This is a genomic window from Listeria fleischmannii subsp. fleischmannii LU2006-1 (assembly GCF_000344175.1).
Classification (GTDB): Bacteria; Bacillota; Bacilli; order Lactobacillales; family Listeriaceae; genus Listeria; species Listeria fleischmannii.
Window position 1 is genome coordinate 19,644 of sequence record NZ_ALWW01000030.1, and the last position, 17,209, is coordinate 36,852.

A 17,209-nucleotide genomic window follows, 5' to 3' on the forward strand; every position below is an offset into this window, starting at 1 on the left:
GATTGCTTTTGTTCATTTTGTAAAACAGTGGATGAGCCCAGCCCTTTTTGCCACTCTTGGCGTTTTGATAATTGGAATTATCGTGCTTTTTGTACCGCCTTATATCGGTTTAGCCGACAATGGCGATTTTTTTCGCGTTTTTTCAAGTAATGGCATGTATGTCGATCAGGTTCAACATACCGCGACACAATTTGGGTATTTCGTAAAAGATTATCCGATTTATGAATATTTTAACGAACAACACACCGCCTTTTTTTCCTCCCAAAGTTTATTTATTTCAGTCGGCTTTATTTTTGAATAATTTCTTTTTAAGATGGCATTTTTGATATTCGTTTTTTGGCGCTCCTTTATTTCATTTTCTTATTAGGGGCCGTTTATTTGCTTGTAGAAGGTATTACGACAAAAATGAAGGGCTTTTCTGGCTATGTTGTCGCGCTATTTGCTATTCTCATTTTCGGCGATACCGCTTATATAGCGTACTTTAACTCCTTTTTCGGCGAAGGTTTAATGCTTATTGCCATGCTCTATATTTCAGCAAGCCTCCTTCTCATCTACCAAAATCGCTACAATGATTACTGGATGCTAGCGCTTTTTTTTGTTTCAAGCCTGCTCCTCATCACAACGAAACAGCAAAACGCTCCAGTCGCCATCGTCATCGGTATGCTTGGACTTCTCCTTCTTTTTATTAAAAAAAATAAAGCTTTTCGGATTTGGACTGCTTCCGCATTAGGGGCAATCGTTCTAACTGGTGTACTCATGTACGCCTTCATCCCTGAAACCTTCGTCACAATTAACCAGTATCAGACCATGACGCGCGGAGTCATTTTAAATACGGAAGAACCTGAAAAAGACTTAAAGGACATGGGAATAAATGAGCAGTTTGCGCTCTTAAAAGGCACTACTTATTTCCAAAAATATAAAATGGTCGAAACTGACAGCCCTTTTATGGAAGAAAATTTTTATCGCCATTTTGGCTTTGTGCCCGTATTGGAATTTTATATAAGTCACCCCAACACCTTACTTCAAATGCTAAATTTATCTGCCGAGCACGCCTTCACCATTCGACCGCTCGAAATGGGGAACTATGAAAAAAGTGCAGGAAAACCGTTTGGGGCTAAAACGGGTTTTTTCACACTGTACAGTACAGTGAAACATAATGCTTCCCCCTCCTCATTCGGCATGATTGTATTGTTTGCCCTTGCTGTCATTTTAGGCTACAGCCGCGGCAGCATTCAAAAATGGCGCTTAGGCGACTTTCGCGGATTAGTTCGGCTCGATTTAGTTCTCATTTTAGTAGGAACAAGCTTTGCGGTTCTACTTACAACGATTGTTGGCGACGGGGAAGCGGATTTAGCCAAACATGAATTTTTATTTAATGTTTGCTTTGATATTTTGATTTTAATGATTTTAGCGTCATTAACAGAATTTACTTGGGAACAAATTGCGAAAAGGAGGGCGAAAAAGCATGTTTAAAAAATGTCTTTTAGTGCTTCTTTTTATCAGCAGTATAAGCTTTTGGCCGGCACCTCTTGTAGTTGCTAAGGGCGAGACGACGCTTGTTTTATATGATAGTTTGGCGAAACAAAGCGCAACAGATGGCAACGTGGATTTGCTTTTACGGATGCTAGCCTCATACGGGCAAACAGTGCGTATTTCGGATACACGTGAAAAATTAGATACGTCTTCAGTGGATCATATAATTGTCATTCAAAATAAAGCAAAGCCGATTCAACCGGAAGTGAGTGAAAAGCTACAAAAATACGGTAAAAAAATCTTATTCATTGGGCAAACACCGCCTGGCTGGGCACGAAAGCAGCTAGGGAATTTGCAGATGCAAATAAGTGATACCGCCATTTCCGTTAGGACAAAAGAAGCCCTACAATCTGAACCCCTCCTTTTAGGGAAGCTCCAGTTAATTAAACAGACGAGCGCAGAGAAAATAGGGGAACTAACAGCGGATGACGGGACTAAATTTCCGTATGCGGTTCGAAATAATAAGCTGTCTTATGCCAGTTTTTTAGTCAAAGATTCACTGAGCGAATTTGCTTTACTAGAAGTATTAAATGATTTTTATGGTGCGGGAAAAACGGGTCAGCCCTATGTCGTGATTCGGGATGTTAACCCGTTTGTAGACTTTGACATGGTTCAAAAAACAGCAGATGCCTTTAACGAGGCGGGCATACCGTTTATCGTAAGCGCCGGCCCGGTTTTTGAAAATATGAACTTAAAGGCAGCCAAAAATTATGCGGAACTACTTCAATACGTTGAAACACGGGGCGGGAGCATAGTTTTAAATGCCCCAGTCGTTACTTTTGGAGAAAGTAAGAAAGGCGAACTAACAGACGTTATGACTACTTCTGTCCAATTTTTTGCGCAAAACGAAATTGCACCGCTTGGAATAAGTGCAGAGGCTTACTGGCAAACGGATAAAGTATATCAAAAAGAAGGCTTAGCCCCGTTTTCCTCCGCCATTTTATTCCCAAATCAAAACATTATTTACACAGATGAAACTAAAGAAACGAATGCCTTTACAAGTGCGCTCTTTTATTTAGACGGGAAGCGCTACGAAAAATGGGAGCAAGCGGCAAATGAAACGCCGTTTAATGTGGATACAGCGCTTGGATTCTCCCTTTTTAAAAATGAAAAAGAGTTGCGGGAAACGGTTTCGTGGCTACGTCAAATGCCTATCCAAGACTATACAAATTTACCGCATACCGTTCAGACGGAAAAGGATAAGATCACGGCTCAAAACGGCTTTTTATCAGTGAACGGGAAGGAAATTACTCCGGCCGACCATTTTCTAAATGTGAAGGTGAAAAAAAATTCAACCACAAGAAGCTTCACTAAACGAATTCTTTTCCGTCCAATCGAAGGTGTTAACGGTCATTATTTGTGTGACGTTGTTTATTTTTGTGATTTTATTCGTGATTGGCTACCGGGCCTACCGGAAAAAATATGTGAAATGAGGTGAGGGTATTGACAGTTGCAGACTATTTATCGCTTTTTGCTGTTATTTGTATTTGGGGACTTTTGCTTGTGAATATCGTGCTCATCATTGCGGGTTATATTTATTATTTACGTAACGAAAGGCGAGATATTCCTGATATTAAAGGAGTGGAGCCTTTTGTATCCATCATGGTTCCAGCCCATAACGAAGGAAAAGTGATTGTAAAAACCGTAGAATCGCTTCTTGCATTCAATTATCCTCATGACCGCTATGAAGTCATTGTGATTAATGATAACTCCTCCGATAATAGCGCCGAATTACTCCAAAACGTACAAATGAAGTACCCAGATCGGAATTTCACCGTCATTAATACAGATAGTGAAACGGGTGGTAAGGGAAAATCAAATGCGTTAAACATTGGTTTTGAAAAAAGTCGGGGTGAGTATATTGCGATTTATGATGCGGATAACACACCGGAAAAAAATGCACTACGCTATTTAATTGGCGAAATTACGCATGATGAGAGACTTGGTGCCGTTATTGGAAAGTTTCGGACGAGGAATCGAAATGCGAGCTGGCTCACACGTTTTATTAATATTGAAACGCTTAGTTTTCAGTGGATGGCTCAAGCAGGCCGTTATTCGCTTTTTAAGCTGTGTACCATTCCGGGAACTAATTTTGTAGTGAGGCGTTCTATTTTAACAGAAATCGGCGGTTGGGATATCAAAGCGGTTGCTGAAGATACTGAAATTAGTTTTCGTATTTATATGATGGGCTATCGTATTAAGTTCCAATCAAAAGCTGTGACGTGGGAACAAGAACCGCAGACGCTTTCTGTCTGGTTTAAGCAACGTTCAAGGTGGGCAAAAGGGAATATTTATGTCATTTTAAAAAATGTGCCGCTTTTATTTCAAAAAAAAGGTCGCCCTATTCGCTTTGACATTTTATACTTCTTATCCATTTATTTTTTACTTTTAAGTTCATTACTTCTAAGTGATACATTACTTATTTTTAACTTTTTAGGGTATGTGCATACAACGCTTGCAAGTTTTAGTACTACGCTTTGGTTACTGGCCATTATTCTTTTTATTACAGGGACTTTTATTACACTTTCAACGGAAAAAGATGAAATTTCATTATCCAATTTTCTATTTATTATGTTGATGTATGTGACTTATTGTCAGCTGTGGATGGTTGTGGCTGTTTATGGCTTTTACATTTTCTTAAAAGATACGATTTTGAAAAGGGAAACGAAATGGTATAAGACGGAGCGATTTTAGGAGGGGCAATATGAAAAAATTAGGCATTTTACTGGTCGCATGTTTTGGCATCTTCTTTTGTTTAACTAGTTACGAGTTGCATGCAAAAGCGGCTACTTATCAGACGGTGCTTGGGGTAGACAAGGAAGCTCGTGGTAAATATACGACGACAAAACAAAATTTTACGATTGAAGATTATTGGAAGGCAAAAACGGTGAAGGCGAAACTGGTGTACCGCGTGACGCAGCTTTCGGAACAAGAGGTTTCAACCATAACCTTCTCGGTGAATGATGTGCCGTTCTATTCGTTCCGTCCGGCTAAGGGTGAGACGGGGGTACAGGAAATTACGGTCGATGTGCCGGTTGATAAGTTGAAAAAAGGAAGCAATGTTTTTGCGGTGGAAGGTTTTATTTATACAACGCTACCTGATAATCAATGTACGATTGATGATACACCAGCGAACTGGCTGCATATTGATAAGGCAAGCAGCGTTTTAGTAGACTATGATGAGTTACCATTTAAAAATACGATTGCTGATTTTAATGATCGTTTTACAGGTATTGATACGGTGAAAAACGAACAAAGCGGCGTTTTTATGTCCGATAAAACATCGGATGCGGAAATGACGTCTAGTTTACAAATGGTGACGGCTTTTGCGCATGAAAATAAGCTAGATGACAAACAGATTGCGCTTGGTGCCTACGGGGACACAGCTAAACGAAATGACAAGCGCTATCAACTCGTTGTCGCCAATTTTAAAAATTTGCCTGCTGCACTTAAAAATGGAATAGACACGGAAAAATTAAATCAGCAAGCGGTCATAAAACTTCAAAACGTGGCGGGTAAGCGCGTTCTTATTGTGACATCAAAAGACGATGCTCTGTTAAAAGTGGCAGCGAAGCTTATTAGTAATCAGTCGCTCACCTCCCAACTTGCTTTAGACGAAAAGTGGGTGAAGGCGGACGAAAAAGTGGAAACGCCAAAAACAAAAGTGGATAAGGAAATTAAATTAACAACAGAGGGCGACAAGGTGAAGGGCATAGGACATGTGGAGCAAGATTATTTCATCAAAGTTCCCTCCAATAGAAGCATTTCGGATGGGACAAAAGTGAACTTAAAGTATCGCTATTCAAGCAACCTTGATTTCGAACATTCCCTTGTCACCGTTTTGATTAACGGTAAACCCATTGGAAGCCAAAAATTAACCGCCAAAAAAGCAAATGATGACTCATTTACAATTAATGTCCCTAAAGATATGAATATTGTAGGCAATTTTAATGTCACCGTCGCGTTTGACTTAATTTTAACGGATAATTATTGTGGTTTTATGAATGATTCGGAAATTCCATGGGGATTTGTAACGAATGAATCCACATTTGATTTACACACGGAAGAACAAAAGAACTTTTTGTTTAACAACTACCCGTACCCAATAATTCAAGACGAGACATTCAATGAGGCGGTAGTCGTTTTACCGGATAAACCGGATGCATCTATTCTTACATCACTTGAAAATGTCTTCAATTTATTTGGGCAATTTGTAGATGGTAACTATGGTAGTTTAGAAGCCGTTTCAAGCAGCCATTTTAAAGCGGCTAATGAATCTCAAAATATTATTGCTTTTGGTGGTCTAAATGACAATACCGTTATTAAACAAGCCAACGATAAATTGTACTTTAAATATAATCAAGCGGGCACCTATTTCCTTTCAAACGAAAAAATGAAAATTGATCCAACTTACGGAAAACGAATTGGCAGTGTCCAACTCATCCCCTCCATTTTTAACAAAGAAAAAGCGATTTTAGCTGTCACTGGCCCGACGAGTCAAACAACAGCGCTTGGGTCGTCGCTTTTAGGTTCGCGTGAGATGTTAAGTAAGACCTACGGGGACGGGGCAATTATTGATGCGGATGATACTATCCACGCATATCGCTTTAAAAAGGTAGCGAGTGCGGATAATGAGACTTCGTTTGCGACTAAGCTTGCGGATAATAAAGGCACTCTTGCTTTTGCGGCTGTTACGGTGATGATTCTCATTCTACTTGCTACAGCGACTGTTTTATTATTACGTAAATATCGGAAGAAATGAGGGAGGATGTATGAAACGAAATCAAAATGATTTTATAACGGATATTGGATTTTTGCTATTTATCCTTCTTTGTTTTATTAGTGTCGCGTTTATAGCGAATGATCCTACCAATTATTTAGTAAATATCATCTTTTTAAATGTTGCCTTTTTGCTTGTTATTGTCACCTATTTTACGAATTTAACGTTCGGCTTAATCTTAAATATCATCTTTATTTTCAGCTATGCATCGTATATTTTGTATAATACGGTTACAAAAGGTATTGAATATACAGCGGGCACTTATTTTTGGCTCATTATGACACCACTTTTCACAGTTGCTGCGTTCCTTTTTACTAGAAATACGACTAAATTACAACAGGAAAATGCGATTATTAAGTCGCAAAATGAATATTTAGGAACGATTGATCAAGATACATTATTAAAAAACATTGTTTCTTTTCAAAATGACGAAGCGATTTTTTCCAGTATTTCGCGCCGCTATGATATGCCACTTGTTTTATTAGTCATAAAAGTGCGCCACTGGAAAGAGTTAAAACGATTCCAAAGCAGTGAAGAAATGCGTCTTGCGCTTCAAGATATTTCCGCACTCCTTGAATCCTGCATTCGCACAAGTGATGTGCTTTATTTACTGGATAAAGAAGAAGCGACTTGGGGTGTACTTTTGCTAACTGATGATCCGGGAGCAAAACTTGTGTCTGACCGGATTAAAAATCGTATTAGTGAAGCCAACCATACTGATTTCGCAACCAAATACCGCGTCCGAATTGAACTTCGCGTTGGGGCGAAACTATTCGACCCTGAAACAATCCAAACGCCGCTTGATTTCATCGAAGCTGCCGAAAAAGAATTAGAATATGATGTATAAGAAAAACGCTCCTAGCATAGAATTATGGACAAATTGTTCGATAAAATTCTATGGTAGGAGTGTTTCTCCAATCTGACCCAGCGGATTTATCTGGCTAGTATTTAGTCCAGTTTAAAATTATGCTAGAATGATATAGAATTTTTCACTATAGCGTTATGGAAAGCGAGCAGATTAATATGAAAATAAAAGTGGTAAACAAAATCAGCCCTGAATTAATACAACATTTATTAACGGTTTGGGAGAGTTCAGTTAAAGCAACACATTTATTTTTATCACATAATGAAATTCAAAATATTAAAAAGTACATTCCAGAAGCACTGGATAACGTACAGCATTTGATAATCATAGAAAATGAATATCCTGTTGGTTTTATGGGGATTAATGAGCAAAACCTTGAAATGTTGTTTATATCAAATGAGAATAGAGGGAAGGGATTAGGTAAACAATTATTAGAATATGGAATTAAAAATTTTTCAGTAAATAAACTTAGTGTAAACGAGCAAAATCCTATGGCTATCGGATTTTATGAATCTATCGGATTTGAAGTTTATAAAAGAAGTGAACTAGATGAACAAGGAAATAATTATCCGATTCTATACATGCATAAAGTTTGAGTAACTATCGGTTCTTTTACCTTGAGCAACTGGATTTTCTGAATAAAGGATTATAAATTTCAGTTGGAAGTAAATCTGGAAATGGTCTATTTTGAATAAATATCAATACCCTAGTGAAAAAGAAGAGATGATTCAACCATTCTTCTCACTAGGGTATGAATATATGGGAAAGTCATTTATTAAGCATCTTAAACAAGTAACAATAGAATATGCCTAGTAAAACCCATCTAATAGAACCAATCAAATCAAGTTAATGGACCACTCTAGATTTTCCTATTGTGAACCAATAAGTTAAAGCTAAAACAATAAGGGCTGTAATAGAACTTAAATACATAAATGAGTAATTACTATATGTGGCAATAAGACTTAACCCAAAACTTCCAATAGCCATTCCTAAATCCATGCCAGAAAGAAAGGTTCCATTGGCAGCCCCGATTTTATCAGGAGCCGCTCGTTCAACAGCCAATGCTTGTAGCGCTGGTTGAGTCATTCCGTATCCAAGTCCAAAGATAAGTGCGGCTACAAACAGAGAAGGGGCGTTCCATGCCATAGACAATACAATTAGCCCCAAGGCCATAGACAAAATGCCAGGGATAATCACAAAGCGATGTCCTTTCACATCATAAAGTCGACCAGCGAAAAAACGACTGATAAGAATAGTCATGGCTTGTCCTAAAAAATAAATCCAAGTATGAGAGACATGAATTTCGTTCCCGTAAACCATTATAAATGATATTCTCCTTAATAATAAATAGAGAAATAATTTTTGTAGTTTTATTAAAATTGAAATGAAAGCGTTGTTTTGATATAATTTTATTATACTTCAAAGATGGGAGAGAGTTATATGAAAAGTAAATATTTTCTTTTTGGGATTGGGTTAGTTATATTTGTGACACTAGGAGGAAAATCAGCTTTTGCAGAAGAGAATGACACAAATAATGATCAAAAAAAAAGTATATCTTGAACAGGGTACATATGGTGAAATTGTTCAATTAGAATTGGATTATTCAAATGCTGATATTTTTACTCAAGAGGGAGCCAAAATCACTTATCAAGACGCTAAAGAAATGGATGCAAGTCAAGCTAATGTTAATAGGCCTTTGCTTCGCGGAGCAAGCAAAGGAAGTGGGGCTCAAACCGTCTTTTCTGGAGGAACGATTTATAAAGGTGTATTAGTCAAACAAAGTGCTTATGGATATAATTTTTCATATAAAGCTGACTATACTATTTTTTATGGTAAGATTGAGTGGGGGACTCGATATGCAGATAGATTAGATCGGATTTATGGAATTAGTTATAGAACATCACGAGGTGGCAGTATTATATCAAGTGGTGTATTCCGGAAAAATGAAAAGCCAGGCTATTCTTCTTATGGGGGAGTTAAAATGGTTGTTAATGATTCAGGCGGCGGAAACTTTACTATTTATAACTATATTCGAGTTGCTAAAGATAAAGTATGGCTAGATTATAAATTAAATTAAAAGGTGTTGTTATGAATATTTTATACTTTTTAGAATACTATATGGGGAACTTTTTGTTAAATTTTTTATTGATTTTAGTTGCAATTTGGATAGTGTTAACTCAAATCCTTAAAATATGGAAAAGTTCAACATCTGTTAAAAATGAAATTAAATATATTAATTTAACATTTTTAGTTTTAACATCATGGTATGTCATTCGTTTTATTTTTTCTCTGTTTATCTATCATAATTAAAGCAGAGTCAAATATAAAATTGAAAATCTAAAACAAATAAGTTTAATGAAAAGAGCTCTAGGACTTTATTCGGAGCTCTTTTTATAAGTAAGTGAGTTACTAAGGAAAAATCGGTTATTAAAGAGTCTTAGATTCTTTGGTATATCAATATTCTAGAACTATGGTAATCAGAATTATAAATAGCACAGTTCGAGACTAAGGTTTCTGGTATTGATTGTTTATTTATAAATTTGTACGTATACTATTAATTTTTTCATAAATAGGTATATAAAAGACAGAATATTAAAAATGTATTATGTTAGTCTTTTTTTATCATTAAGGTAATATTATCTTGAAGAAGACAGTAACGTGAAAAATGAAGTTCATCAATATAATTTGATGGCGCATTATATAATCTAGATTTATGAGTATAACATGACGTAGTACATATAAATATTCAAGTTTATAGAAAGAATTATCTATAGGTGATGGGTTTTTTCTGTATTGTTGAGATATAGCATTCATTTTTATAGCTGTGAATGTTATAGGTAAAATTAAAAGCAAAAAATAAATAAACAACTAAAAGTGTCGGAATTAAAAGGAGAAATTTGCATGGTAAAGAAGGCAATTTGGCCAATCTATAATCAAATTTTATAATTCGCGTTTTAAGAAATCATAAAAGACAGCAACTCTAAGACAAAAAATAGCTTTTTTACTCGCACATCAAGTCGTTTTTCGGATCACTAAACGAAATTCGAGTTCCTCTACTGCATCATTTGTGCCGTCTAGCTCATTACGAATAATTGTAAATGCGTTAATCGCTTGTTTATCAATCGGATAGTGGATAGTCGTAATGTCAAGCAAGTGCGCAAGCTCCAAATCGTCAAAACCACACACCGCAAAATCCTTAGGAATAATCAAATTTTGACGCCGCGCCTCCGAAACAATACCAGCTGCAAGATAGTCATTTGGGGTAAAAAAAGCATCGGGTTTTGTTTGCGTTTCCTTAAACCAATGTACAAGCTCTTCACCTTGTTTTCTCGTGCCCATCCCATAAAAATGACGAACAGCATGTGGATCCAATTCATGTTGGTTACAAAAATCAAGGTAAGCTTGCATACGACTTTGCGTATTAAGACCAGAAGTCACGCCATATACATTTGTAATACGGCGATAGCCCTTTTCATAAAGGTGTTCTAGGCCAAGCATATAACCATCATATTGATTCATAAAAACAGATGGAATCTTTTGATTTAAAACACGTTGCCAAGTCACAATAGGGCCATATTTCGTATATGGTTCGATAGTTTCCCAATCATTTGAACGAATAACTAAAACGAGGGCATCAATTTGTTTGCGACGTAGCATTTCAAGCGCAACTAATTCTTTATCACGGTTAATGTTGGTCATAAAAAGGGTAACATTATAACCATGTTCCTGGGCAGCTACAGTGAAACTACGAATAAAAACATTTAATGAATCAGAAAAAGTTGGGGCTACAATTCCAATTAATTTCGTAGCGCCTTTTTTTAAAGAAACTGCGTTTAAATTAGGGACATAATCCAGTTCATCAATAACCGCCTGAACACGAGCACGCGTTTGTTCGCTGACATAGTTTTGTTTATTAATAACCCTTGAAACGGTTGCGCTTGAAACACCTGCAAGCTTTGCAATTTCGTTTATATTCGCCAAAATAAGCACCTCACTTCGTTCTCTCTCTTTTTTAGTATAGCATAAAAATAATTTTTTTTAGGAAAAAGCTTGACCTGTAATGCATTACATAAATTATGATAAAAATGTAAAAAAGTAAACGCTTTAAATTTATTTAGGAGGTTTATTTCATGAAAAACGGAGTAAAAATTGTCACAATTGGTGGAGGCTCAAGTTACACACCAGAACTCGTGGAAGGATTTATTAAACGTTATCACGAACTGCCGATTAAAGAATTATGGTTAGTTGATATTGAAGCGGGTCGTGAAAAATTAGAAATTGTTGGCAATATGGCCAAAAGAATGGTTAAAGCTGCGGGTATTGATTGCGAAGTCCATTTAACTTTAGACCGTAGAGAAGCATTAAAGGATGCTGATTTTGTTACAACGCAATTCCGTGTTGGTTTACTTGATGCTCGTATTAAAGATGAAAAAATTCCTCTAAGTCATGGCATTATTGGGCAAGAAACAAACGGTGCAGGGGGTATGTTTAAAGCATTCAGAACAATTCCCGTAATTCTTAGCATTGTAGATGACATGCGCGAATTATGTCCTAATGCTTGGCTTATCAATTTTACAAATCCTGCTGGAATGGTAACAGAAGCGGTTTTACGCTACGGAAAATGGGATAAAGTTATCGGCCTATGTAATGTACCTATTGGCGCTGTGAAAAGCGCAAGTGATGTACTTCAAAAGCCAGAAGAAGACTTGTTCTTTAAGTTTGCTGGTATTAATCATCTTCACTGGCACCGCGTGTTTGATAAAGATGGTACGGAGCTGACTGAACAGGTGATTGATGGCTTATACGCGCCTGATGCGAATCCTGAAAAAGTGGTCGAAAACATTAAAAACATGCGTTTCTTATATGAACAAGTGAAGCATTTGAAAATGTTGCCTTGCCCGTATCATCGTTATTACTATATGACTGATGATATGTTAAAAGAAGAGCTTGAGTCGTTTAAAAATGAAGGGACTCGTGGTGAAGTTGTGAAACGCTTGGAAGAAAGTCTATTCGAGCTTTATAAAGATCCAAACTTAGATCATAAACCAGAAGAGCTTTCAAAACGCGGCGGAGCTCATTATAGTGATGCGGCATGCGAAATCATTAACTCGATTTATAATAACAAAGGGACAACGATGGTCGTTTCTACGCGAAATAACGGGGCGATTGATGATGTGCCTTATGATAGTGCGATTGAAATTACAAGTGTTATTAAGGCGCACGGGGCTGAACCGATTAACTTTGGGAAATTTGAACCGGCACAACGCGGTCTTCTTCAAGTGATGAAAGCGATGGAAGAACTTACAATCGAAGCAGCCGTAACAGGCGACTATGCAACTGCTCTTCAAGCCTTCACGCTTAATCCGCTTGTTCCAAGTGGCGATATTGCTCAAACGCTACTGGATGAAATGCTAGAAGCGCATAAAGAACATTTGCCACAGTTTCACACTAAACAACTTGTATAAAAAGAAAAGCGACCTGTAGTGATGCGGGTCGTTTACTTTTTGTCTTTTTCATGCTAGGCTAAGGTAAAAGAAAGGAGGAATTCGCATGATACCAGTCGAATCCTATGAAAAGCAACCAAAAGCGTGGCTTGGGATTATTTGGATTGTCCTTTATTTTATTTTGGATATTATTGGTCAATTTATTTCCATTATTCCGCAAATTTTTAATCAGGTTATGACAAATTCAAATACAATGATAATAGATGATTTTTATATGCCGTGGTATATTAATCTCACGCAAGCCATCGCAATTGGGTTGGTGATTTTTTTAGCCTATTTGACACATATGCGTTTGTTTAGCTTTCGACCTTTTTCTAAAAAAGAGACTCTTCAGGCGCTTGCTATTGGTGTAGGGACGCTTCTACTCTCCAATGTGGTTGAAATTACGATTAGTTTACTAAACCCGGATTTTAATACGGCGAATCAAACGGGAATTGAAAATATTTTTAGTAATTCTTCTATTATGACCATGTTCATTTCAGTCGTTATTTTAGCGCCTATCGCGGAAGAAACCATTTTCCGTGGTCTACTAATGGGAGTCGTCCTTCGTAAGTTTCCAAAGATTGCCGTTATTGTGAGTTCGCTTTTATTTACACTTTTACATATTCCAACTGACATTTTAAGTTTTATCATATACTTTGTAATGGCCTTTGGGCTCGCATTTATGTATTATAAAACTAGGCGTTTAGAAGCTTGTATTTTACTTCATTTTGTAAATAACCTCATCGCCTTTTTCTTTATGATTTAAAAGATTTTCTTGTTTTTTTGGAAAAGGGGATGTCCATGAAAAAATTATCATTGATTTATATTTTTTATACGATACTTATTGGTGCCTTTGTTGGCGTGGTTGCCGCTCTTTTTATTGCGCTTATTGAATTTTCTATCCATATTATTTGGCAGGAAGTTCCAGCTATTTTACCGGATTTTAGTTTTTATCCGGTTATAGTGGGGCTAGTTGGTGGGCTCTTAGTGGGGCTCATTCAAACGAAAGTAGGGGCATTTCCGTATACGCTTCATGAAAATATGGCGGAAATTAAAAAAACGGGGCGTGTGGAGTATAAAAATCGTTTGTTGTTTACCATTTTGGCCGCGTGGGTCGTGCTTTCATTTGGCGCAAGTTTAGGCCCAGAAGCAGCACTTGTGGGGATCATTGGAGGCCTTGTGACGTGGCTTGTGGACCATATTAAAATGGATATACAGCGCAAGGAGACGCTCGTGAATCTCGGAATTCTCGGCATGTTGTCGGTTGTTTTCCTGGCGCCGTTTAATGGGATTGCGGAAGATCTCGATCAAGACTATCAAAATCAAAAATTACCGCGCTGGTCGAAACTTTGCCTGTCACTACTCGTGTCTTTAAGTGGACTTGCAACTTTTATTCTTGTAAAAGGACTTTTGCCGCTTGAAAAAGGCGTTTTCTCTATCCGAGTACCGGAAATTTCATGGTCATGGCTGAACCTCGCATATTTCTTACCAATTATCATCCTTGGCAGCCTGTTTGGAATTTATTTTTTATTTTTACAAAAAGCTGTACAAAAATTGTTTCAACCTATCCAAAATAAGATTTTGCTAGCCTTAATCGGAGGAGTGTGTATTGGATTACTTGGAATGGTGTCACACTATTTCTTATTTTCCGGAGAACATCAGTTGATTGAAATTACGAAAGAAATTGGGGACTATTCTTTCTGGCTCCTCCTCGCGTTAGGCCTGTTTAAACCGCTTCTTGTTGCGATTTGCTTAAATACAGGATGGAAGGGCGGCATGATTTTCCCCGCCGTTTTCGCAAGTGGTGTGATGGGGTACGTGACAACATGGGCGCTTGATATGCATGTCGGCTTTTTAGTGACGGTTTTTGTTGCCGCAAGCTGTACTAAAGTAGTTGGGAGACCATTTTTAACAAGTTCCATTCTCTTATTTGTCTTCCCACTTCAATTTTTCCCATTTATTCTCATTACAGCCTTTTTAGTGAGTTTAGATTGGAAGAACTGGCTAACCAAAAATCTATTAAAAAGTAGTTGATTCTATTCGAGTCAGCTGCTTTTGTATAATAGGTCTGTGGAATTTTGTAGAGAAGGAGACGTAAAATGGAGTTTGCCAATTTTAAAGAGAATATAAAACAATTAAAAGACCATTATTATTTTAGTGATCATGATTTTTCTAAGCATTTTGGGTCGAACTATGAGAAATTATTAGAATTCGATATAAGCGAAATTGGTACAGATTTAGTGGATAAAAGTATCGTTTTGACTTATGCCTATCAATCAATTTCGGCAGATGAACGATTAGTACACATAGTTGATAGTTTACATCAAATTGCTCTTTTGTCATACAAAACAATTGCAGCATATGGACAAATATCGGAGGCTGAACTTCTCGCTTATCTGAAGGATAATAACTCATTAAGTGACGGGAAGAAGTTTAACGCTTGCGCACGATTATCTCTATTAGAGCGAACACTTACTCAAAACGAATCTATTATTGAACTTTAAATCATTTTATCTAATTTTTAAACAATCTAAGTCAAGATTGTAGGTTTCATGCTATAATAAATTATCATAAAACATATGATAGACAAACAACGAAGAGGGGATGAAAATGACAGAAATACGCGTCAAAGAAAGTACATTTTAAACTATGCAACAGACTTAGTAAATGCCGGAAGCGGCCCATCCTATACACCTTTACGCTCTGAAAATATGAGTTATTCCAGAGCCAACTCCATAAATGATCTGCGAACAGCTGTAATCGAGTCCATTGACATAATGGACGGGGCAGCCGTACTCGGTCAAAAAGATGCAGAGCGCCTCAAGAAGATGGGACGCGCTTTCACTAAACAAGACCACAAAGCAGGCCAGCAAATGGGAAAACTGGGGGTGCGCTGATGGATTCAGTGAGTGAAAAGCGAACCCAACATCTTCAAACTTTGAAAAAGCAACAAATTCAAGTAGAAGAAACCCTTCAAACACTCTGGAAAAAACAATATGAACAGGAGTGGCAGGAAGCAGATTTTGATGTTATGAGGACTGAACAAAGGGCCCTGCAAGAACTATTGCATAATGGTTGGCAGGGAGATAATGCACAAGCTTTTCATTATTACATAGAAGACGTTCAGGAGCAAGAACAGCGAACGTGGAAAAAAGATATTCAAACCGAAGCGGATGTTCTAAAAAAGGAAGTCAGCGAATCTAAAAGGAAGTTTATTCAGCTCGAAGAACAACAAGCACAAATACGGAAGGAGCTAACTTCATGAGCCGCATTGACATTCAAGAAGTCCGTGCTTTCCAACATGCCCTAAAAACCGCCAATACTACTATGAGAACTCGAATTGAAAAAATGAAGGCAGTTGCTTTGCAGTACGCCGGAGACACATCATTAAGTGGACAAGCGGTGGAGTCTTCTAAAGCGTATTTTCAAGAAAACTACAGCGCGATTTGTGATGTTTTAACCGAAATTTTGAATACAAGTGAAGATTTATTAGCCAACTATTTAAATGCCTTTAGTGCACAAGTCGATTCCTCACCAAACGCGAAAATTGATGCCGAACTTTTAGGAGAAGCTGTTCTAAAAGTGAAAAGTATTCGCCGGAAACAAGAGGCCTTAAAGCAATCCCTGTCTGGCTCAACAGCTGGTCTTTACGAAGGCAGAGCCCAAACCTTACGTCTTGACTTCGTAGAGGCCGTGGAACAAGAAAAAATTCTTGAAAAATACTTACAATTTGAACAAAGTTATGGCAACTATTTCCAAGACTTACTCGCTCTTGTGATGACAGCTAAACGCACCATGCAGTCATTGATTCGTGATGTCCAGTTTAACGACAAAACAGGTACATACGTCATGCCAAAAGGTTACAGTCAAACCCTTGCCTCTATGAAAAAAAGGCTAGATACCGTCCGCGGCATTGACGCCCGCAAACAAGAAGCGCTGAAAGAGTATGACGTCATCGCAGTCGTGTACCAAGATCACTACGGAAAACCACAAGTCATGTGGCTACTCGAGCAAAACGGAGTAGGGGTCAGTCATCCAGAACTTAAAAAATATTTAGACAAAACAGGGAAATATCTAAATTCTAGCGACTATCAAATCATCACAAATGAAGAACTCAACAAAAAAATCAATCAATCTTGGCAAAAAGGTATCTATTACATTGATGGAACCAAATACTCAGGCGCAATTGGCGGCACACTGCGAGCATCCGCCTACGTAGAATCTGTAAAAGGCACCTTGGACGAAAGCGGCCTGACAGATGCGGTTCTAGGACTAGGATTAAGTATTGCCGCGATTCGTGGGAGTATGATTTATAAGAAAGGTAACGGTATTAATCAAAAAGTAATAAAGGAAATCACCAATCCAGTTTTAGAAGCTCCTAGATTTGGAAGTGGATTGAAAGTTGATGAGATTAAACCAGTTAAAGTAAAAGGTTCTGCTTATGATATTGATCCATTAAAAGGAAAATTACCTACAAAACAAACTCAATTTATAAATGAATTTCCTAATGTTCCAAAAGCACATGTTTTTCTGATATTATTGATA

General features: G+C 37.4%; 14 protein-coding genes and 2 pseudogenes. 14 read left to right on the forward strand and 2 right to left on the reverse strand.

The genetic code is table 11. From position 1 onward, the window contains the following. The first annotated feature begins 31 nt into the window (after positions 1-31). The 6 genes and pseudogenes from wsfD (at position 32) to LFLEISCH_RS09670 (ending at position 7,774) form a co-directional block, all read left to right on the forward strand. A pseudogene (gene wsfD, locus LFLEISCH_RS09645) lies at positions 32-1,473 on the forward strand (glycan biosynthesis hexose transferase WsfD). Continuing rightward, on the forward strand, positions 1,466-2,971 hold the full coding sequence (locus LFLEISCH_RS09650) for a DUF2334 domain-containing protein (RefSeq protein WP_007475893.1): 1,506 nt from the start codon (positions 1,466-1,468) through the stop codon (positions 2,969-2,971). The pseudogene wsfD and the gene LFLEISCH_RS09650 overlap by 8 nt, the downstream one beginning before the upstream one ends. A gap of 5 nt (positions 2,972-2,976) precedes the next feature. Beyond that, the gene (locus tag LFLEISCH_RS09655) at positions 2,977-4,227 is read left to right on the forward strand and encodes a glycosyltransferase family 2 protein (protein ID WP_007475894.1); all 1,251 of its coding nucleotides are present in this window, start codon (positions 2,977-2,979) and stop codon (positions 4,225-4,227) included. A gap of 10 nt (positions 4,228-4,237) precedes the next feature. Then, positions 4,238-6,295 carry a cellulose biosynthesis cyclic di-GMP-binding regulatory protein BcsB gene (locus LFLEISCH_RS09660; protein ID WP_007475895.1) on the forward strand — a complete coding sequence of 686 codons (2,058 nt, stop codon included), beginning with the start codon at positions 4,238-4,240 and terminating at the stop codon, positions 6,293-6,295. 10 nt (positions 6,296-6,305) lie between these two features. Continuing rightward, positions 6,306-7,160: a diguanylate cyclase domain-containing protein gene (locus tag LFLEISCH_RS09665; RefSeq protein ID WP_007475896.1), complete on the forward strand. Its 855-nt coding sequence runs from the start codon at positions 6,306-6,308 to the stop codon at positions 7,158-7,160. Between the two features lie 176 nt (positions 7,161-7,336). Further along, the gene (locus tag LFLEISCH_RS09670; RefSeq protein ID WP_007475897.1) at positions 7,337-7,774 is read left to right on the forward strand and encodes a GNAT family N-acetyltransferase; all 438 of its coding nucleotides are present in this window, start codon (positions 7,337-7,339) and stop codon (positions 7,772-7,774) included. A 250-nt stretch (positions 7,775-8,024) separates the two neighbouring features. On the opposite strand, the pseudogene LFLEISCH_RS09675 reads toward LFLEISCH_RS09670, so the two are convergent. Beyond that, positions 8,025-8,507: pseudogene (locus LFLEISCH_RS09675) on the reverse strand (MFS transporter); the annotation flags it as partial. 181 nt (positions 8,508-8,688) lie between these two features. Here LFLEISCH_RS09675 and LFLEISCH_RS09680 point away from each other — a divergent pair. After that, positions 8,689-9,255 carry a hypothetical protein gene (locus LFLEISCH_RS09680; protein ID WP_241432899.1) on the forward strand — a complete coding sequence of 189 codons (567 nt, stop codon included), beginning with the start codon at positions 8,689-8,691 and terminating at the stop codon, positions 9,253-9,255. Between the two features lie 935 nt (positions 9,256-10,190). Here the strand turns inward: LFLEISCH_RS09680 and LFLEISCH_RS09690 are convergent. After that, complete coding sequence (locus LFLEISCH_RS09690) at positions 10,191-11,159, reverse strand: LacI family DNA-binding transcriptional regulator (RefSeq protein WP_007475903.1); 969 nt, start codon at positions 11,157-11,159, stop codon at positions 10,191-10,193. 149 nt (positions 11,160-11,308) lie between these two features. Between LFLEISCH_RS09690 and LFLEISCH_RS09695 the strand changes: the two genes are divergently transcribed. The 7 genes from LFLEISCH_RS09695 to LFLEISCH_RS09725 all read left to right on the forward strand — a co-directional run. Next, positions 11,309-12,643, forward strand: a complete 1,335-nt coding sequence (locus LFLEISCH_RS09695) for a 6-phospho-beta-glucosidase (protein WP_007475904.1) — start codon at positions 11,309-11,311, stop codon at positions 12,641-12,643. Between the two features lie 85 nt (positions 12,644-12,728). Continuing rightward, positions 12,729-13,430, forward strand: a complete 702-nt coding sequence (locus LFLEISCH_RS09700; RefSeq protein ID WP_007475905.1) for a CPBP family intramembrane glutamic endopeptidase — start codon at positions 12,729-12,731, stop codon at positions 13,428-13,430. A 35-nt stretch (positions 13,431-13,465) separates the two neighbouring features. Next, positions 13,466-14,698 (forward strand): chloride channel protein, encoded by a 1,233-nt coding sequence (locus tag LFLEISCH_RS09705; protein WP_007475906.1) that lies wholly within the window; start codon positions 13,466-13,468, stop codon positions 14,696-14,698. A gap of 65 nt (positions 14,699-14,763) precedes the next feature. Beyond that, a complete protein-coding gene (locus tag LFLEISCH_RS09710; RefSeq protein WP_007475907.1) occupies positions 14,764-15,168 on the forward strand; it encodes an HTH domain-containing protein in 405 nt (134 codons plus the stop codon). 75 nt (positions 15,169-15,243) lie between these two features. After that, positions 15,244-15,561 (forward strand): DUF3130 family protein, encoded by a 318-nt coding sequence (locus tag LFLEISCH_RS09715; protein ID WP_223196455.1) that lies wholly within the window; start codon positions 15,244-15,246, stop codon positions 15,559-15,561. Then, positions 15,561-15,929: a hypothetical protein gene (locus LFLEISCH_RS09720; RefSeq protein ID WP_007475910.1), complete on the forward strand. Its 369-nt coding sequence runs from the start codon at positions 15,561-15,563 to the stop codon at positions 15,927-15,929. Before LFLEISCH_RS09715 ends, LFLEISCH_RS09720 begins: the two co-directional genes overlap by 1 nt. Next, positions 15,926-17,209, forward strand: a 1,284-nt coding sequence (locus tag LFLEISCH_RS09725) for a T7SS effector LXG polymorphic toxin (protein WP_007475912.1), incomplete at its 3' end; no start/stop codon positions are given. The genes LFLEISCH_RS09720 and LFLEISCH_RS09725, both read left to right, overlap by 4 nt.